We start from the raw sequence: 18,291 nt of genomic DNA on the forward strand, positions 1-18,291 counted from the left end.
TCAGGGGTCCCGCTCAGGGGTTCACCCCGGCGTCCGGCACGTTGGCCCGCGCCCACTCGCGGAGGGCGTCCGCGGCGGCCTCCTTGCCGAGCACCCCCTGGTCCAGGCGCATCTCCAGTAGGAATTTGTAGGCGCGGCCCACGACCGGTCCCGGTGGGACGCCGAGGATCTGCTGGATCTCGTTGCCGTCGAGCTCGGGGCGGATCTTGCCGAGCTCCTCCTCCTCGGCCAGCCGGGCGATGCGCTCCTCCAGCTGGTCGTAGGTCCGCGACAGGACCTGGGCCTTGCGCCGGTTGCGGGTGGTGCAGTCGGCGCGGGTCAGCTTGTGCAGGCGCTCAAGCAGGTGCCCGGCGTCGCGGACGTAGCGGCGCACGGCCGAGTCGGTCCACTCGCCCGTGCCGTACCCGTGAAAGCGCAGATGCAGCTCCACCAGGCGGGAGACGTCGGCCACCACGTCCTTGGGGAACTTCAGCTCCGTCATCCGCTTCCTGGCGAGCTGTGCGCCGACCACCTCGTGGTGGTGGAAGGAGACCCGGCCGCCGGACTCGTGGCGGCGGGTCTTCGGCTTGCCCACGTCGTGCAGCAGCGCGGCCCAGCGCAGGACCCGGTCGGGGCCGCTCTCCTCAAGGTCGATCGCCTGCTCCAGCACGATCAGCGAGTGCTCGTAGACGTCCTTGTGCCGATGGTGCTCGTCGATCTCCAGGCGAAGTCTGGGCACCTCGGGCAGCACGTGGCCGGCGAGCCCCGACTCGACAAGGATCCTCAGCCCCTCACGGGGGTGATCGCCGCCGACGAGCTTGTCCAGCTCGTCGCGGATGCGCTCGGCGGAGACGATGTCGATCCGGTCGGCCATCGCGCCCATCGCGGCGAGCGCCGCCTCGTCGACGGCGAAACCGAGCTGGCTGGCGAACCTGGCGGCGCGCAGCATCCGCAGCGGGTCGTCGCCGAAGGAGCGCTCGGGGGGGCCGGGAGTGCGCAGCAGCCTGGCGTGCAGGTCGTCGAGGCCGCCGTGCGGGTCGACGAACTCGCGGGACGGCAGGCGCAGCGCCATCGCGTTGATCGCGAAGTCACGCCGGGCCAGGTCGCCCTCCAGCGTTTCACCGTAGGCGACGTCGGGCTTGCGCGACTTGGGATCGTACGACTCGCTGCGGTAGGTGGTGATCTCCAGCAGCCACCCGTCCCTGCGGACGCCGACGGTGCCGAAGTCGATGCCGATCGTCCAGATGGAGTCGGCCCAGTCGCGGACGAGCTCCAGGACCGTCTCGGGCCTCGCGTCCGTGGTCAGATCGAGGTCGTTGCCGATCCTGCCCAGGAAGACATCGCGTACGGAGCCGCCGACGAGGGCGATCTGGTAACCCTTGGCGGCGAACAGCTCACCAAGCTCGTCCGCCACAGGAGCGATCTTCCGGAACAGCTCGCTCATGCCGTGGCGCTGGCTCTGGGTCAGATTTGAAAGGGACAAGCCGGGTAGGTCCTTCGGTTACGGAACATGTTCCCCTGCGGGAATACACCTGAAGCGATCACCAGGTTACGGTCAGTCAGGAGAACCTCGGGGGCCGTGCGTCGAGGCAAGGAGCACACACATGAAGGATGCGCTCGCGATCCACCGCCGGCTCCTCGCACACCAGGTCCATCATGAGATCGTACGCCTTCCGCGCGCGATGACATGCTCGGACGAACTGCCCGAGATGCTTTCCGCGAGCCCCGAGATCTGCGTGGCGGTCACGATCTACGAGGTCACGACGCGAATGGCCCGCGAGCCCGTGGCGATCGTCACCTCCGTCGGTTCCCCTCCGCGCCCCGGCCTGATCGGCGGCATCCTGGGCGCGCGGCGGGTCCGGCCGGCCTCGGCCTTCACCGTCAACTCCGCCACCGACTACGCCTCGGGCCTGGTCTGCCCGCTGCTGCTGCCCGCCACGCTGACCGTGCTGGTGGACGAGCGGCTCACCGGCATCGCCACACCCGTATACGTTCCCACCGGGGAGCGTCACACGGCACTCCTGATCCGTGCCGACCACCTGCTCACACTGGTCTCGGGCAGGATCGTCGATCTGACCCGCCAGGGTTCCCAGCGGGAAGCCGCGACCTTTCCCCTCGCCGGTTAGGCCATAACATTGCGGGCGTGCGCCGTACTCGACCCCTGGCCGGCACGTGATCCGCAAGGTCACGCTGCTCGCCCTGCTAGCCACCACGCTGCTCCTGCCCGCGGCCGTGGTCGTTTCCGGTACGGCGAACGCGCAGACGACCGCGCAGACGACCGCGGCGAGCCGGCTGAGTCTCCAGATCGTGATGGAGGCCATCGGCCCCGACGCCCCCCGTGAACCGACCACCGAGATCAAGATCTCCGGATCGCTGGTCAACTCGGGCACCGAGGCCATGAGCGGGCTGCGCATCCGGATGCAGTTCTCGCCGCAGCCGTTCGCCCAGCGTGGCGAGATGGACGCCTACCTGGCCGGGCAGATCCCCCAGCTGAGTTCATGGTGCTGCGAGAGTTTCGTCCAGGCGCCGATCGCGCCGGCGGGAAAGCTCCCGTGGCAGTTCGCCTTCACTCCGGGGGGTCTGAAGTTCTCCCGCTTCGGCGTCTACCCGATCATGATCGAGGTGCGCGACGCCTACGGGCAGCAGGTCGCCACCCTGCGGACCCTGGTGACCTACATGCCCCAGGAGACCGGGGTGGTCCGCACCCGGCTCGCCACGGTGCTGCCCATCGTCGACCAGCCGCGCCGGAGCGGTGACGGCGTCTTCGCGGACGAGGCGCTGCCCGCGGCCATGGCCCCCGGCAAGCGCCTCGGCGACCTGCTCAAGATCGCCCAGGACACCTCCTCGGCCAAGGGCCTCACCTGGGTGGTCGATCCCGCGCTGCTCGACGACGCGCGGGCCATGGGCAGGCCGCACGCGGTCAGATCCAAGAACCGCACCCAGCAGCGTCCCGCGACCCCCGCGACCGCCCAGTGGCTGAGCGACTTCCGCGAGGCCGTGGCGGACCACCCCGTGGTGGCCACCCCCTACGGCGACCCCGACGTGGCGGCCCTCGCCCACAACGGCGTCGACAACGCCGCCGCGACCGGCATCAACGCGGCCAGGATCGTCGGCAAGGAGACCCTCGGCCGCGATGTGATCACCAATGTGAACTGGCCGCTGGGCGGTCTGATCGACTACGACGGGCTGGACCTGCTGGCCACCGGCGGCGTCGACACCGTGTTGCTGAACGTGCTGAACCTGCCGCCGGTGACGCCCCCGGTCACCACCCCCGACGCCTCGGCGGCCCTGGAGAGCGTGAACGGCCCGGTCACCGCCCTGGTCGCCGACGCGAGACTGAGCGAGACCGTTGGCGCGGACACCTCCGCCCCCGGCTCGGCGCTGATGAACCGCCAGCGGTTCATCGCGGAGACGGCGATGATCAGCTCGGAGCCCGTCACCGCGGCCAGGACCGTGATCGCCCTCCCACACCGCCGCTGGGACCCCGACCCCGGGTACGTGACCAACCTGATCGAGACGGCCGCCACCCTGCCCTGGTTGCTGCCCGTCGGGCTCGACGCGGTCAAGCACGGCAAGGGTGCCCCGACACCGCGGGCCGACCTGACCTACACCGACCAGAACCGGCGGATGGAGCTCAGCAAGCAGTACCTGACGGGCGTCAAGAAGGTCGGCGCCCGCGCCGACCTGACCGCCGCGATCACCACCGCCCAGGATCTCGACGTCTTCGACCTGGCGCTGCTCCGCCTGACCTCTTCGGCCTGGCGCGGCAGGACCGCCGCCGCGGCGCCGTACGTCCAGCAGGTCGCGGAGGCGATCGACAGCCGGATCGCCATGGTCTCCATCACCGGCAGCGAGCAGTCGCGCCTGCGCACCCTGGCCGGTAGCAACGGCGACGTGCCGATCAGCGTGCGCAACGAGCTGAGCGGCGAGGCCAGCCGGGTCGCGGTCCGCCTCAAGGTCACCTCCGACCAGCCCAAACTACTGAAGATCGAACCGTACGTGGACCAGCTGATGATCCTCGGCGGCCAGAACCAGACCATCCGGATCCCGATGACCTCGACCGCCAGTGGTCAGACCACCGTGACGGTCCAGCTCACCACCGAAGACGGCCGCAAGTACGGCAAGCCGGTCGAGCTGACCGTGCGGACCACCGGATACACCGGGGTCGCCCTGGTGATCGTGGGGGCGGCCCTCGTGGTGATGCTGGCCGCCGTCGTCATGCGCGTGCTGCGCCGGCGGGGAGGCCGCCGCCCCGCGGCCGCTCCCCCGCCGAAGCGCGATCGCGAGCCGGCCGGCACCGAGTCCTGACACCCAGCGGAGGAATGGCGCATGAGCAGGGTTCTGCGTGCGAGCGCGATCATGGCGGCGGGAACGATGGTCTCCCGCGTCACCGGGTTCGTCCGGACGGCGGTGCTCGCCGCGGCCATCGGGACCTTCGCCCTGGGCGACGCCTACAGCGTGGCCTACACGATCCCGCTCATCCTGTTCGACCTGCTCATCGGCGGGATCCTGAGCAGCGTCGTGGTCCCGATGATCATCCGGCGGCAGAAGTCCGACCCCGACGGCGGCCAGGCCTACGAGCAGCGGCTGATGACGCTCGGGGTCGTCACGCTGACTCTGCTGGCGCTGGTCGCGGTGGCACTGGCCGGACCACTGATCAGCCTCTACAGCACCGACTGGGGCCCCAGGCAGACCGAGGTGGCAGTCAGGCTGGCCCAGTTCATCCTGCCGCAGATCGCCTTCTTCGGGATCGGCGCGATCGCCGGTGCGATCCTCAACACCCGTGACAGGTTCGCCGCGCCGATGTGGGCGCCGGTGCTGAACAACGTCGTAATGATCGGCGTCGCGATCGTCTACTACGTGAAGCTGGGCAAGGCGGGCACCGACGTCAACACGGTCACCGACTCCGACCTGGCGCTGCTCGGGCTCGGCACCACCGCGGGCATCGTGGCCCAGTGCACGGTGCTGGTCATCTCGCTGCACCGGGTCGGCTTCCGCTTCCGGCCCAGGTTCGACCTGCGCAACGCCGGGCTCGGCGAGATGGGCAGGACCGCGGTCTGGACCTTCGCCTACGTGGGGATCAGCCAGCTGGGCTTCCTGGTCACCACCAAGCTGGCGACCGGCGCGGGCGAGCGTGCGCCCGGCGCGGGAAACGCCGCCTACTCCTACGCCTACCAGTTCTTCCAGCTCCCGTACGGGATCATCGCGGTCTCGGTGATCACCGCCATGCTGCCCAGGATGAGCAGGGGCGTGGCCGACGGGAATCTGGACACGGTCAGGGAGGAGTTCTCCTCGGGAGTGCGGCTGGTTTCGATGCTGCTGGTGCCCGCCGGGCTGCTGCTGATGGTGCTCGGTCCCGCGGTGACCGTGCTGATCTTCTCATGGGGCAACATGACCGTCGACTCGGCGGTCTACATCGGCAACGTGCTGCAGATCTTCGGGCTGGCGCTGGTCCCGTTCTCGATCTTCCAGCTGCTGTTGCGGGTCTTCTACTCCTTCGGCGACACCCGCACCCCGGCCTTCCTCGCCCTCTGCAACGTGACGGTGAACGCCACGCTCAGCGTCGTCGCCTACTTCGCCCTGCCCGCGCGGTACATCCTGATGGGCCTGGCCGCCGCGTTCACCGTCTCCTACATGGTCGGCGTCGCGGTCGCCTGGACCCTGGCCTCGCGCCGGGTGCAGGGCCTGGGAGGGCGCAGGGTGGCCGCCGGGCTGTCCCGGATGTACCTGGCCGCGCTTCCCGCGGCGGCGCTGGCGCTCGGCGTGCTCTGGGTCACGCAGGAACTCACCGGGCTGGACGCGCTGAGCGCCGCCATCATGCTGGCGGCGGGCGGCGGACTCGGTATGGTTCTTTACTTGGCGATCGCCCACCGGATGCGCATCCCCGAAGTGAGTTCGATCGTTGGAATGGTGGCAGGACGGGTAGGCCGGTAACCCAAAGACTTGTCTCAAACGTCTGACAAGGCGAACACGGGCGGAACCGGCGCGGGACTACCATGGTGCGACACGTGTGGTGACATGCGGCTAATGGAAGCAGGAGGGCGTGGGCGGATCCACCCGGCATCATGTGATGTGTCTTGATGTGCCGACCTGGCGTGGTGCTGTCGTGTTCTCAGTTTCGGAGTCCTCATGAGTTCTCCCACCGTCGAGCCCGGCACCAAGCTGGCCGAGCGCTTCCGGCTCGAAGACCGCGTTCACGAGTCTGGGGGTGCCACGCTGTGGAAGGCCATCGACGAGGTGCTCGCCCGGCCCGTCGCCGTCCACACCTTCGACCCCGGCTTCCCACGCCTGAACGAGGTCGTCACGGCGGCCCGGGTGGCCAGCCGGTTGACCGATCCCCGTCTCACCCAGGTCTTCGACGCGACCGAGGACGACGGCCACTCCTACGTGGTCAGCGAGTGGGTGAGCGGTGAGACCTTCGGCGACATGATCGCGGGTGGCCCGCTCGACCCCGAGCGGGCCGCCGCGATGGTCGCCGAGGCCGCCGAGGCGCTGGCACACGCGCACGAGGCGAACCTCGCCCATCTCCGCCTGACCCCCGAGCACCTGGTGTGGACCGCAGGCAGCACGGTCAAGCTGCTCGGCCTGGGGGTCGACGCCGTCCTGGACGACGTGACCTGCGACGACGGGGCCCGCGAGGATGCCGAGGGTCTCGGTCGCCTGCTGTACGCCGGGCTGACCGGCCACTGGCCGGGTGAGGAGCACGACAGCGGCGGCCTGCCCGTCGCACCCATGAACGACGGGCACTTCTGCACGCCGCGCCAGGTCACCGCGGGGGTTCCCGGCTATCTCGACACCATCGTCTGCCGGACGATACTGCCGGAGACCAGGCGCGGGGCCGCCCCGCTGACCACACCCGCCGAGCTCGCCGAGGCCCTGGCCTCGGTGTCGCGGCCCAGCCCCCTGCCGATGCCGACGCCGATGCCCATGACGGCGCTGCCGGTGGCCTCCTCCCGCTCCGAGGGCATCGACACCGCGGCGCCCCAGCGCCACACGCCCCCTCCCCAGCACCATCACCATCACCAGCCCCGTCCGATGCCCCGCCAGGCGGGTGGCGGGATGCTCAACAAGGTCGCCATGACCGTCGTCGTGCTGCTGGTGATGGCGGCCGTCGGCCTGGGCGCCTGGACGCTCGGCCGCAGCATCGGCAACGCCGGCACCCCGGTCACCGGCGAGCAGGGCAGCACTCCCACGCCGACCGTGGCCACCGCCACCCGCGAGGTGAAACCCTCATCGGTCATCGGCTTCGACCCGCTGGGTGACAAGGAGGAGGGCAGCAGGTGGGCCTCGGGCGCGGTCGACGGCAAGGAGTCCACCGACTGGCACTCCGAGACGTACGACTCCGCCGACTTCGGGCGGCTCAAGAACGGTGTCGGCCTGCTGCTGGACATGGGCGAGGGCATCCCGGTCAGGCAGGTCTCGATCGATTTCGGTGGCACCTCGGGCGGCGCCGCGGAGCTCAGGGTCGGTGACTCGGCCGACCTCGACGCCCTGGCCGTGGTCGAGAAGTTCAGCGGGCTCTCCGGCAAGAAGACGTACACCGCGGAGGACCCGAAGAAGGGCCGCTACGTGCTCGTCTGGTTCACCAAGATGCCCACCTACCAGGGGAGGTTCCGCGGCCAGGTGCAGGAGATAAAGGTCCTCACGACCAAGTGACACCAGTGCGATTTGATCTGTTTTACGTGGCTTATTGCAGATCATCGGAGAATCCGTGGCACCATCTATCCCGTAGTGGTGTTCTCCCCGGACCGGTATAGCAGGACTCTCCTTGTGAATTCCCCACCCGAGACCCCGCCAGCGGCGGACCAGCAGACGGCGAAGGCCCCCGTGTCCGACGCCGACCTGCTCACCCGGCACATCGCCGGGGATCCGCACGCCTTCAGTGAGATAGTCAAGCGACATCGAGACCGCATGTGGGCGGTCGCCCTGCGCACGCTGGGCGACCCCGACGAGGCGGCCGACGCCGTTCAGGACGCCTTCGTCTCGGCCTACCGCAAGGCCGGGAGCTTCCGCGGCGAGGCGGCGGTGACCACGTGGCTCCACCGCATCGTGGTCAACGCCTGCCTCGACCGCATGCGCAGGAAATCGGTACGCCCGGTGGCCGACGACGAGCTCGTCGAGGCCGCGGAGCGTGACACCCCGGTGCTCGACCAGACGGCCGAGCGCGAGGTGTCCATGGAGGTCTCCGCGGCTCTGAAGCTGCTGCCCTCCGACCAGCGCGCCGCGCTGGTGCTCGTGGACATGATGGGCTACTCGATCGAGGACGCGGCCCAGGTACTGGAGGTGCCCAGCGGCACGGTGAAGAGCCGCTGCGCGCGTGGCCGGGCGAAACTCGCCCCGATTCTTTCCCATTTACGGAACCGATCAGACCTGTCTCGCGTCTCATCCGCGAAGGGAGCACAACTTCGTGACGGGTGATACGCACTACGACCTGGAGATCTTGGCCGAACTGGCCGAGGGGCTCCTCGACGCCGCCACGGCCATGCAGGTACGCGAGCATCTCGCGATCTGCGATCCCTGTGGTGAAAGTCTCGCCGACCTCGCAGCGGTCCGTGAGATGCTCGCGGTGACGCCCACACCGGCCATGCCGATGGGAGTCGCGCTGAGGATCGACCGTGCGCTGGCCGCCGAGGCCGAGAGCTTCCGTGGAGGTGGAGTGGGGCTGGTGGAAGCACCGGCCTGGGACGACATAATGCGTGACGCGCCGTGGGAGACGAGGTCTCCTTCCGAACCGGCGCCCTGGGAGAGTTCTCCTCTCCCCGAGCAGGAACCTGAGCCGGCCGTGCGGCTGGGGATCGTCGGCGACGACGGCACTGTGATCCCGGCGAGCCCGGCGAGCCCGGCAGGCCCGGCCAGACGTCGCGGTGCGACCCGGCGGCGCCGGTGGGCGATGCCCGCCGCCGCGGCGGCGGGCGTGGCGGCCGCGGTGATCGGCGCGACCGCGCTGGCGACCGGGACGCTCACCGCGTCCGGCCCGGATCCAGGGCCTCCCATCGCCCAGCCCGCGCCGAGGGACACGGTCCAGTACGCGCTGACCGACAGCAACTGGAACTACACCGACGCCGAGCTCCGCGGCTCGCTGCTCAACTACATCGGCCCCGCGACCATCGTCGGCACGGCCGACAAGTCCGGGATCGACAAGTGTGTCCGGCAGGTCTCGGCGGAGATCGGCAAGTCGCCTTTCGCTGTGGACCAGGGGTTCTACAACGGGCAGGAGGCCAACATCCTGCTCTTCTGGCAGAACCAGGCCAAGAACACCGTGCGTGTCCACGTCGTGGGCCCGCAGTGCGACGACGTGCGCAAGCCCGGACTCGCACGCTGGCAGTGATCGGGGAGGGCGCCCGGGGGTGATCGGCGGCGGGTGATCCGCGGCCTGAGCCCTCGCCCTCCGTGGGAAGGCCCGGCATGGATTCGTCCATGCCGGGCCTTCCCTTTCCACCGGTGGATCCCTCGGCGCACCGGGCGGGAATCACCTGCGCCTAGGATCTGTTGACGCCGGTGGCATCGACAGAGGAGAGGCACGAGCACTGATGGACGTCCGGAATGTAATCATCATTGGATCGGGTCCCGCCGGTTACACATCCGCTGTGTACTCCGCGCGTGCCGACCTCAACCCGCTGGTCTTCGAGGGATCCGTCACCGCCGGTGGCGCCCTGATGAACACCACCGAGGTTGAGAACTTCCCGGGCTTCCCCGACGGCATCATGGGCCCCGACCTGATGGACGGGCTGCGCAAGCAGGCCGAGCGGTTCGGTGCCGAGCTGATCGCCGACGATGTAGTGGAGGTCGACCTGACCGCCAGCCCCAAGGTCGTCAAGACCGTCACCGACACCTTCTACGCCAGGTCCGTCATCCTGGCCACCGGCTCCGGCTACCGCGAGCTGGGCGTGCCCAACGAGAAGCGTCTGTCCGGCCACGGCGTGTCCTGGTGCGCCACCTGTGACGGCTTCTTCTTCCGTGGCCAGGACATCGTGGTCGTCGGCGGCGGCGACACCGCCATGGAGGAGGCCACCTTCCTCACCCGGTTCGCCTCCTCGGTGACCGTCGTGCACCGCCGTGACGAGCTGCGCGCCAGCAAGATCATGCAGGACCGCGCGTTCGCCAACGAGAAGATCCGCTTCGTCTGGGACAGCGAGGTCGTCGACGTGCTGGGCGAGAACAAGGTGAGCGGGGTTCGCCTGCGCAACCTCAAGACCGGCGAGGAGTCCGAGCTGGCGGCCACCGGCCTGTTCATCGCGATCGGGCACGACCCCCGCACCGAGCTCGTCAAGGGCCAGGTGGAGCTCGACGACGAGGGCTACATCAAGGTCGACGCCCCCTCGACCCGCACCAACCTCGACGGCGTCTTCGCCGCGGGCGACGCCGTCGACCACACCTACCGGCAGGCGATCACCGCCGCGGGCACCGGCTGCGCCGCCTCACTCGACTCCGAGCGCTGGCTGGCCGATCACGACGGCGAGTGACGCCGGTCCGCGAGACAGACATCAGGCATCAGGTTACGCATCAGGTACAGAGGGAGAGCAGGACATTGGGCACCATCAAGAACGTGACCGACGCCAGCTTCGAGGCCGACGTCCTCAAGAGCGACAAGCCTGTGATCGTCGACTTCTGGGCCGAGTGGTGCGGCCCGTGCCGGCAGGTGGCGCCGATCCTGGAGGAGATCGCCGGTGAGCAGGCCGAGAGGCTGACCATCGTCAAGCTGAACATCGACGAGAATCCGGCAACGGCCACGAATTACGGCGTACTCCAGATTCCCACCCTGAACGTCTATAAGAACGGAGAGGTTGTGAAGCAGATCATCGGCGCCAAGCCGAAGGCCATGCTGCTTCGCGAGCTCGAGGGCATCATCTAGGCCCCCTGCGGCCGGCCGCCCCCCACGGCGCCCGCCGTATCACCCGCTTCCGAGCGGCACACCCACCCACAGAAAGCCCCCCGTCTCACCGCGGGGGGCTTTCACATGCGCCGGACGTGCCGGACCTCGGCTCTCCAGGTCGCGGTCATGGGGGGAGCGCGCGGACTCCAGGGGGTGCCGTGCAGGCTCCAGATGGTGCCGTACGGGGCTCCAGAGGGTCTCAGACAGGCCGCAGGGCCCTCTCCGGACTCATGGACCCAAGGAGCCTCTCCAGTGCCACCTCGACGTCCTCACGCCACGAGACGGCGTTCTTGAGCTCCAGGCGGAGGCGGGGGAAACGCAGGTGCGGACGGACCGTCTTGAAACCCACCGAGAGCAGGTAGTCGGCGGGCATCAGGCACGCGCCCGGCTGCTCCCACTTCAGGTCGCCGAACGCCTCGATCGCCCGCACCCCGCGCCGGGTCAGATCCTTGGCCACCCCCTGGACCAGCATCCGGCCCAGGCCGCCCCCGGAGAACTCCGGGATGATGTGCGCGGTCATCAGCAGCACCGCGTCCGCACTGACCGGCGAGGTCGGGAAGGCCACCGAGCGCGGCACGTAGTGCGGCGGCGCGTAGAGCACGAAACCGGCCGCCACCCCGTCCACATAGACGATCTTGCCGCAGCTTCCCCACTCCAGCAGCGTGGAGGAGATCCACGCCTCCTTCTCCAGCCCCGGATCACCGGCCTTCACCGCCCGATCCGCGTTGACGGGATCGAGCTCCCAGAAGACGCACCGGCGGCAGCGGCGCGGCAGGTCGTCGAGATTGTCGAGGGTGACGTTTGCCAGCCGACGCGACACCTGTTGGCCCCAATCCTGGCGAGACGAGTGCAAGCCATGGCGAAAAACGCGCGAAAACGGCGTCTCCAGCTGGCATCGTAGCCCAGTGCGGGTCCTGGTTTCAGGAGGTCCCGTCCCCACACTCAGACGACTGCAGCCTCTGACGTAACCTGGTTTCTCTAATATGAGCGCATTGTGCTCCACACAAGCTAGGAGGTGGACCGTGCCCCAGGATAAAGATCACGGTCAGGCCATCGCTCCGACCCAGGGATCGCGCATCGACGCCTATGTCGACCGGTACGCGGCACGAGCAACCGGGATGGTCGCCTCCGAGGTTCGAGCTCTTTTCTCCGTCGCGTCGAGGCCCGAGGTGGTCTCGCTCGCCGGCGGGATGCCGTACGTCACCGCCCTGCCCCTGGACGTGGTGGGGGAGCTGGTCGCCGACCTGGTCGCCAAGCGCGGTCCCGTCGCGCTCCAGTACGGCTCCGGCCAGGGCGACCCGCACCTGCGCGAGCAGATCTGCGACGTCATGCGGATGGAGGGGATCGAGGCCAACGCCGACGACGTCGTCGTGACGGTCGGCTCCCAGCAGGCCCTCGACCTGATCACCCGGATCTTCATCGACCCGGGTGACGTCGTGCTCGCCGAGGGCCCCTCCTACGTCGGAGCCCTGGGCACGTTCTCCGCATACCAGGCCAACGTCATCCACATCGCGATGGACAGCGAGGGAATCGTCCCCGAATCGCTGGCCCAGACCATCTACGCCCTGCAGAGCGCGGGCAACCGGATCAAGTTCCTCTACACGATCCCCACGTTCCAGAACCCCGCCGGGGTGACGCTCAACGCCGCGCGCAGACAGCAGGTCCTGGAGATCTGTCAGCGGGCCGACGTGCTGATCGTCGAGGACAACCCGTACGGCATGCTCGGCTTCGACGGCGAGCCCATGCGGACGCTGCGCGCCGACAACGCCGACGGCGTGGTCTACCTCGGCTCCTTCTCCAAGACCCTGGCCCCCGGTTTCCGGGTCGGCTGGGCGCTCGCCCCGCACGCCGTCCGCGAGAAGCTGGTGCTGGCGATGGAGTCCGCGGTTCTGTCGCACTCCTCCTTCACCCAGCTGGCCGTCGGCCAGTATCTCGCCACCCAGCCCTGGCGTGAGCAGATCAAGTCGTTCATAGAGCTCTACCGCGAGCGCCGCGACACCATGCTCACCTCGCTGGAGGCCCTGATGCCCCCCGGCGTCACCTGGACCCGCCCCGCCGGCGGGTTCTTCGTCTGGGCCACCCTCCCCGAGGGGCTCGACTCCAAGGCGCTCCTGCCCCGCGCGGTCGCCGAGCGGGTGGCCTTCGTGCCGGGCACAGGTTTCTTCGCCGACGGCGGCGGAGCGCGGAACATGCGGCTCTCCTACTGCTATCCGGAGCCCGACCGCATCCGCGAGGGCGTCCGCCGCCTGGCCGGGGTGATCGAGCAGGAGCTCCGCGTCCGCGACACGTTCGGAACCGGCTCGTCCCCGGACCGCATCGGAGTCGACACTCCGGGCCCGGACCTCGCGTAACCCACCACCCGGCGGGTGTCCCGCGAAACGGGACACCCGCCGGGATGAGTTCTCCCCTACCGGTGCCGTACGGTGACTTCCTGTGCCGGTGCGCGGTGATCCAGCCGGTCCCGGGCCGCGCGCGACGAGAGCGACAGGACAGGCCCGGAGCGGGCCTTGATGAGAGGTATATCGGATGAGTGACCTGGGCCATGTGCTCGTCCTGGCGGGCGGACTCTCCTACGAGCGGGAGGTCTCGCTGCGTTCCGGCCGGCGGGTGAGCGAGGTGCTGCGCGGAGCGGGCATCTCCGTGGAGACCCGCGACACCGACGCGTCACTGGTTCCCTCCGTGCTCGCGGACCCGCCGGACGCGGTCTTCGTCACCCTTCACGGCGGCGCGGGCGAGGACGGCGCCATCCGTACGGTGCTCGAACTCCTCTCCGTCCCCTACGTCGGCGCCGGCCCCGACGCCTGCCGGGTCGCCTACGACAAGCCAACCGCCAAGACAGTCGTCCGCTCCTTCGGCCTGCGCACCCCCGAATCGGTGACGCTGCCCAAGGAGACCTTTCACGACCTCGGCGCCTCCGCGGTGCTGGCCCGCATCGTGGAGCGCCTCGGCCTGCCCCTGTTCGTCAAGCCGTCCCGCGGCGGCTCCGCGCTCGGCGCGTCGATAGTCCGCAGTGCGGAGGAACTTCCCGCCGCCATGGTCGGGTGCTTCGCCTACGGCGACACCGCGCTGATCGAACGCTGCGTCGACGGTGTCGAGGTCGCCGTCTCCGTGGTCGACCTCGGGAACGGGCCGGTGGCCCTGCCTCCCGTGGAGATCGTCCCGAACGAGGGCGTGTACGACTACGCGGCCCGCTACACCGCCGGGCACACCGAGTTCTTCGCCCCTGCCCGCCTCTCACCCGAGGTCTCCGCGGCCTGCGCCGAGATGGCCGTGACCGCGCACACCGCCCTCGGTCTCCGGGACATCTCCCGCACCGACCTGATCGTCGACGCGGACGGTCTGCCCCACTTCCTCGAAGTCAACGTCGCCCCCGGCATGACCGAGACGTCCCTCCTCCCCATGGCCGCGGAGGCCGCCGGCGACGACCTCGGCACCCTCTGCCGGATCCTCCTCGAACAGGCCGCCGCCCGCGGCGCCTGACCTCTGCTCGCTCCCCGGGAGTCCGAAGCGCGACAGGGTCCGGGCGGGGCCTGGAGCGGCCCTGACGGGAGCGGCCCTGACGGGACCGTCCGGCCAGGAGAACCGGCCCGATCATCAGCCGATCGAGGGCCGGTGAGGGCACGAAGGCCGAGGGCGGGAAGCCGGTCGGCGGCCCGCTGGAGGGCCGGGGCCCCAAGACCCGATGAGAAGCCGGTCGGCGGTCCGCAACGGCCCACCGAAGGGCTGGACCCAGGTCGGCGGGAAGCCGACCAGAGGTCCGCGACGGCCCGCTGGAGGGCCGGCCCCAAGGCCGGCGGGAAACCAGCCGGCGGTCCGCGACGGTTCGGACGGGGGCCGTACCGACGAGCGGGCCGCCCCCTACGCTGGCCGTGTGCTGACCTCCACCTCATTCCCCAAGAGCTTCGCCAGCGACAACCACGCGGGCGTGCATCCTGCGGTCCTCACCGCCGTCATCGAAGCGAACACCGGAGATGCCCCCGCTTACGGCGAGGACGTCTGGACCACCGCGATGGAGGACGCCTTCCGCGCCGAGTTCGGCACCCAGGCGACCACCTACCCGATGTTCAACGGCACCGGAGCCAACGTTGTGGGACTGGGGCTCGCGCTACGGCCGTACGACGCGGTGATCTGCCCGGTCACCGCCCACATCAACACCAATGAGTGCGGCGCGGCCGAACGCGTGCTCGGCGTCAAGCTGGTCACCGTCCCCACCGATGACGGCAAGATCTCCGTGGACGACGTCCGGGGCCTGCTGTCCGTGCTGGGGGATGCGCACCACTCCCAGCCCAGGGTCGTCTCCATCTCCCAGGTGACCGAGTGCGGCACCTGCTACACCGCCGACGAGATCACCGAGCTCGCGGAGTTCGCGCACGCGCACGGCCTCTTCCTGCACATGGACGGCGCCCGGCTGGCCAACGCGGCGGCCGAACTTGGCTGCTCGCTCCGCTCTCTCAGCACGGACGCGGGGGTGGACCTGCTCAGCTTCGGCGGCACCAAGAACGGCGCCATGGGCGCCGAGGCGCTCGTGGTCCTCCGCCCGGAACTGGACGCCCCGACACCGTTCCTGCGCAAGCAGGGAATGCAGCTCGCTTCCAAGATGCGCTTCGTCTCCGCCCAGCTGACCGCACTCCTCACCGATGACCTCTGGCGCGAGAACGCCGCGCACGCGAACGCCATGGCCCACCGCCTGGCAGCGGGCGTCGCCGACCTACCCGGCGTCTCCCTGCGCTACCCGGTGCAGTCCAACGCCGTCTTCCCCGCCCTCCCGGAGAAGGTCGTCGCGGAGCTGCAGCAGCGCTATCTCTTCCATGTCTGGGACGCGGCCGAGAGCGTGGTCCGCTGGGTGACCTCCTTTGACACCACCCCCGAGCAGGTCGACGCCTTCCTCGCCGACATCCGTCTCGCCGTCCAGGGAGCGGCCGGCTCCTGAGTGGCGGCCGTTTCACGTGAAACACGGCCCGCCGCCGCGCGGGTCTGTAAACACGGCCCGCCGCCGCGCGGGTCCGTCATCCTCCGAATGTGAACCTCGGCGTTTCCGTACGGCGGACGACCCGCCCGCGCCGATCGGCGCTCGATGTTTCACGTGAAACGGCAGCGTCTCCGTCGGGGCGACAGCGAGGGTCACGGCCGCATCGCCCCCGGCCGACCTCGGTGCGCCGATGTCGAGGCCGGAGCGCTTGGCGGCCACACGGCCCTGAGGCTTCACGTGCGTGCACGGTGAAGCGCGCCGACTCGGGGGGCTTCACTCGGTCATCGAGGTGGCGTACGACGGCCAAGGGGGCGTCGGGCGGGGAACGGGGGGAGTGTCCGGGAGTACGAGAACGGCCTCCCTGTTTCACGTGAAACAGGGAGGCCGTTCGAGCGAAGAGCCATCCGGGGATTCACCGGCTCACAACGGGTGCGCCATGGGCCCGCGTGCACGAGCCCTCCCAGGTCGGCGAGAAATCATCCTTCCGCCACCTTCAGCGATCCCGGAGCCATCGTGTCGATGATGCGCTCCAGGTCGTCGATGGTCGCGAACTCCACCACGATGCGTCCCTTACGTCGGCCGAAGTCGACCTTCACCCGGGTCTCGAAGCGGTCGGAGAGACGGTCTGCCAGGTGCCGGAGGGCGGGCTCCTCGGCGGGCTTGGCCCGGGGAGCTCTCGGAGTCGGAGCCGGGGCGGCCTTGGCGTCGCCCACGGCCACGATCTCCTCGACCGCGCGGACCGACAGCAGCTCGGCCGTGATCCGGTGGGCGAGATGCTCCTGGGCGGCGGGGTCGTTCAGGCCGAGCAGAGCCCGCGCGTGGCCCGCGCTGATCGTTCCCGCCGCGACCTTGAGCTGTACTCCGGCCGGCAGGTTCAGCAGGCGCAGCGTGTTGGTCACGTGTGAACGGGAACGGCCGACGCGGGTGGCCAGCTGCTCGTGGGTCGCGCCGAAGTCGTCGAGCAGTTGCCGGTAGGCCGCCGCCTCCTCCAGGGCGTTGAGCTGCTCGCGCTGGAGATTCTCGATGAGCGCGTCGAGCAGGAGCTTGTCCTCCTGGGTGCTCCGCACGATCGCGGGGATCTTGGAGAGCCCGGCGAGCTTGGAAGCGCGCCAACGACGCTCGCCCATGACCAGCTCGTAGCCTCCATCGCCCGTCGCGCGCACCACGACCGGCTGGAGCAGGCCGACCTCACCGATCGAGGTGGCCAGCTCCCTCAGGGTCTCCTCGTCGAAGACGTCGCGAGGCTGGCGCGGGTTGGGCGCGATGTCCTCGACCGGGATCTCCAGGAAGTAGGCCCCCGCGACGGGCTTGGGGCCCGGCTGCTCCGGTACCACCGGCTCCGGGGCGACCATCGTCACGGTCATCGACGCGGGTGTCTCGGCGACGACGGCCGGGCCCGTCGGGATGAGGGCCCCCAGTCCCCTGCCCAGCCCTCTCGGCTGCTTACTCACTGCCCCTCCCGAGGCTCAAGGTGTCGCCCTCACTGGCATGTCCGCGGCCACGGCCACGGGGTTCGCGGTGCTCATACGGCCACACCTCGATAAGCGATCTCACGAGCGGCGTCCATGTAGGCCATCGCGCCGCTGGAGCCCGGGTCGTACGTCATGACCGACTGACCGTAGCTCGGGGCCTCGGAGACGCGCACGCTTCGGGGGATCAACGTGCTCAACACCGTCGCGCCGAAGTGGGAGCGGACCTCGTCGGCGACCTGGGAGGCCAGGCGGGTGCGTCCGTCGTACATCGTCATGAGGATGGTGGAAAGGTCAAGCGTGGGGTTCAGATGGGCACGGACCAGATCCACGTTCCTCAGCAGCTGCCCGAGACCCTCCAGCGCGTAGTACTCGCACTGGATGGGGATCAGCAACTCGTTCGCGGCCATCAGCGCGTTGACGGTCAGCAGGCCGAGCGAGGGAGGGCAGTCAATGAGGATGTAGTCGAACTCAACGGCGTCGTAAGCGGTCAGCGCGCGCTGCAGGCGAGCCTCACGGGCGACCATGGAGACCAACTCGATCTCGGCACCGGCCAGGTCGATCGTGGCGGGAGCGCAGTAGAGACCCGGCATGTCCGGGACCTCCTTCACCACCTCCGCGAGCGGCATATCCTCCACGAGCACCTTGTACATGTCCGGTACGTCGCCGCGGTGCTCGACGGCCAGGGCCGTCGAGGCGTTGCCCTGGGGGTCGAGGTCGACCACGAGCACCCGCTGGCCGTGCATGGACAGCGCCGCCGCCAGGTTGACCGACGTGGTCGTCTTCCCGACGCCGCCCTTCTGGTTGGCGACGGTGAAGATCCGGGTTTTGGGAGGGCGGGGCCAATCTCCATCTCGGACCCCGGTGGAACCTCTGGGAGCGGCGCTGGTCTTCCGGGTCGATGTTTCACGTGAAACCACTGAGCTGAGTGCCTCTCGTACCAGCGGCGAGTCGCCGGGATTAAGGGGGGTCTGGGTCACGGTCGTCGTCCTTTCAACCGG

The 18,291-nt window shown here is 69.5% G+C and carries 15 protein-coding genes; 11 read left to right on the forward strand and 4 right to left on the reverse strand.

From position 1 onward, the window contains the following. Window positions 1–13 precede the first annotated feature (13 nt). Window positions 14–1,423 carry a CCA tRNA nucleotidyltransferase gene (locus OG884_RS16345; RefSeq protein WP_326646209.1) on the reverse strand — a complete coding sequence of 470 codons (1,410 nt, stop codon included), beginning with the start codon at window positions 1,421–1,423 and terminating at the stop codon, window positions 14–16. 160 nt (window positions 1,424–1,583) lie between these two features. On the opposite strand from OG884_RS16345, the gene OG884_RS16350 reads away from it, so the two are divergent. From OG884_RS16350 to trxA, 8 genes are all read left to right on the forward strand, one after another. Beyond that, window positions 1,584–2,105: an aminoacyl-tRNA deacylase gene (locus OG884_RS16350; RefSeq protein WP_326646210.1), complete on the forward strand. Its 522-nt coding sequence runs from the start codon at window positions 1,584–1,586 to the stop codon at window positions 2,103–2,105. Window positions 2,106–2,151: 46 nt separating this feature from the next. Beyond that, window positions 2,152–4,287 (forward strand): DUF6049 family protein, encoded by a 2,136-nt coding sequence (locus OG884_RS16355; protein ID WP_326646211.1) that lies wholly within the window; start codon window positions 2,152–2,154, stop codon window positions 4,285–4,287. A gap of 21 nt (window positions 4,288–4,308) precedes the next feature. After that, a complete protein-coding gene (gene murJ, locus OG884_RS16360) occupies window positions 4,309–5,913 on the forward strand; it encodes a murein biosynthesis integral membrane protein MurJ (RefSeq protein ID WP_326646212.1) in 1,605 nt (534 codons plus the stop codon). Between the two features lie 195 nt (window positions 5,914–6,108). Next, the gene (locus OG884_RS16365; protein ID WP_326646213.1) at window positions 6,109–7,635 is read left to right on the forward strand and encodes a protein kinase family protein; all 1,527 of its coding nucleotides are present in this window, start codon (window positions 6,109–6,111) and stop codon (window positions 7,633–7,635) included. A 114-nt stretch (window positions 7,636–7,749) separates the two neighbouring features. Continuing rightward, window positions 7,750–8,397: an RNA polymerase sigma factor SigM gene (sigM, locus tag OG884_RS16370; RefSeq protein WP_326646214.1), complete on the forward strand. Its 648-nt coding sequence runs from the start codon at window positions 7,750–7,752 to the stop codon at window positions 8,395–8,397. Beyond that, the gene (locus OG884_RS16375) at window positions 8,387–9,307 is read left to right on the forward strand and encodes a zf-HC2 domain-containing protein (protein ID WP_326646215.1); all 921 of its coding nucleotides are present in this window, start codon (window positions 8,387–8,389) and stop codon (window positions 9,305–9,307) included. The genes sigM and OG884_RS16375 overlap by 11 nt, the downstream gene beginning before the upstream one ends. 199 nt (window positions 9,308–9,506) lie before the next feature. Then, entirely contained in the window at window positions 9,507–10,442 is a 936-nt protein-coding gene (trxB, locus tag OG884_RS16380) for a thioredoxin-disulfide reductase (RefSeq protein WP_326646936.1), read from the forward strand. A 65-nt stretch (window positions 10,443–10,507) separates the two neighbouring features. Next, the gene (gene trxA, locus OG884_RS16385; protein ID WP_326646216.1) at window positions 10,508–10,831 is read left to right on the forward strand and encodes a thioredoxin; all 324 of its coding nucleotides are present in this window, start codon (window positions 10,508–10,510) and stop codon (window positions 10,829–10,831) included. 220 nt (window positions 10,832–11,051) lie between these two features. Here the strand turns inward: trxA and OG884_RS16390 are convergent, their stop codons facing one another. Beyond that, window positions 11,052–11,672, reverse strand: coding sequence for a GNAT family N-acetyltransferase (locus OG884_RS16390; RefSeq protein ID WP_326646217.1), 621 nt, complete (start codon window positions 11,670–11,672; stop codon window positions 11,052–11,054). Between the two features lie 298 nt (window positions 11,673–11,970). Here OG884_RS16390 and OG884_RS16395 point away from each other — a divergent pair, with 298 nt between their 5' ends. From OG884_RS16395 to OG884_RS16405, 3 genes are all read left to right on the forward strand, one after another. Further along, complete coding sequence (locus OG884_RS16395; RefSeq protein WP_326646937.1) at window positions 11,971–13,203, forward strand: aminotransferase-like domain-containing protein; 1,233 nt, start codon at window positions 11,971–11,973, stop codon at window positions 13,201–13,203. A gap of 175 nt (window positions 13,204–13,378) precedes the next feature. Next, window positions 13,379–14,332, forward strand: a complete 954-nt coding sequence (locus OG884_RS16400; RefSeq protein ID WP_326646218.1) for a D-alanine--D-alanine ligase family protein — start codon at window positions 13,379–13,381, stop codon at window positions 14,330–14,332. A 391-nt stretch (window positions 14,333–14,723) separates the two neighbouring features. After that, a complete protein-coding gene (locus OG884_RS16405; protein ID WP_326646219.1) occupies window positions 14,724–15,782 on the forward strand; it encodes a threonine aldolase family protein in 1,059 nt (352 codons plus the stop codon). Between the two features lie 515 nt (window positions 15,783–16,297). Here the strand turns inward: OG884_RS16405 and OG884_RS16410 are convergent. Beyond that, the gene (locus tag OG884_RS16410) at window positions 16,298–17,272 is read right to left on the reverse strand and encodes a ParB/RepB/Spo0J family partition protein (protein ID WP_326646220.1); all 975 of its coding nucleotides are present in this window, start codon (window positions 17,270–17,272) and stop codon (window positions 16,298–16,300) included. A gap of 71 nt (window positions 17,273–17,343) precedes the next feature. Further along, on the reverse strand, window positions 17,344–18,270 hold the full coding sequence (locus tag OG884_RS16415) for a ParA family protein (RefSeq protein WP_326646221.1): 927 nt from the start codon (window positions 18,268–18,270) through the stop codon (window positions 17,344–17,346). Window positions 18,271–18,291: the final 21 nt, after the last annotated feature.

The sequence above is a fragment of the Streptosporangium sp. NBC_01755 genome (assembly GCF_035917995.1).
GTDB lineage: Bacteria > Actinomycetota > Actinomycetes > Streptosporangiales > Streptosporangiaceae > Streptosporangium.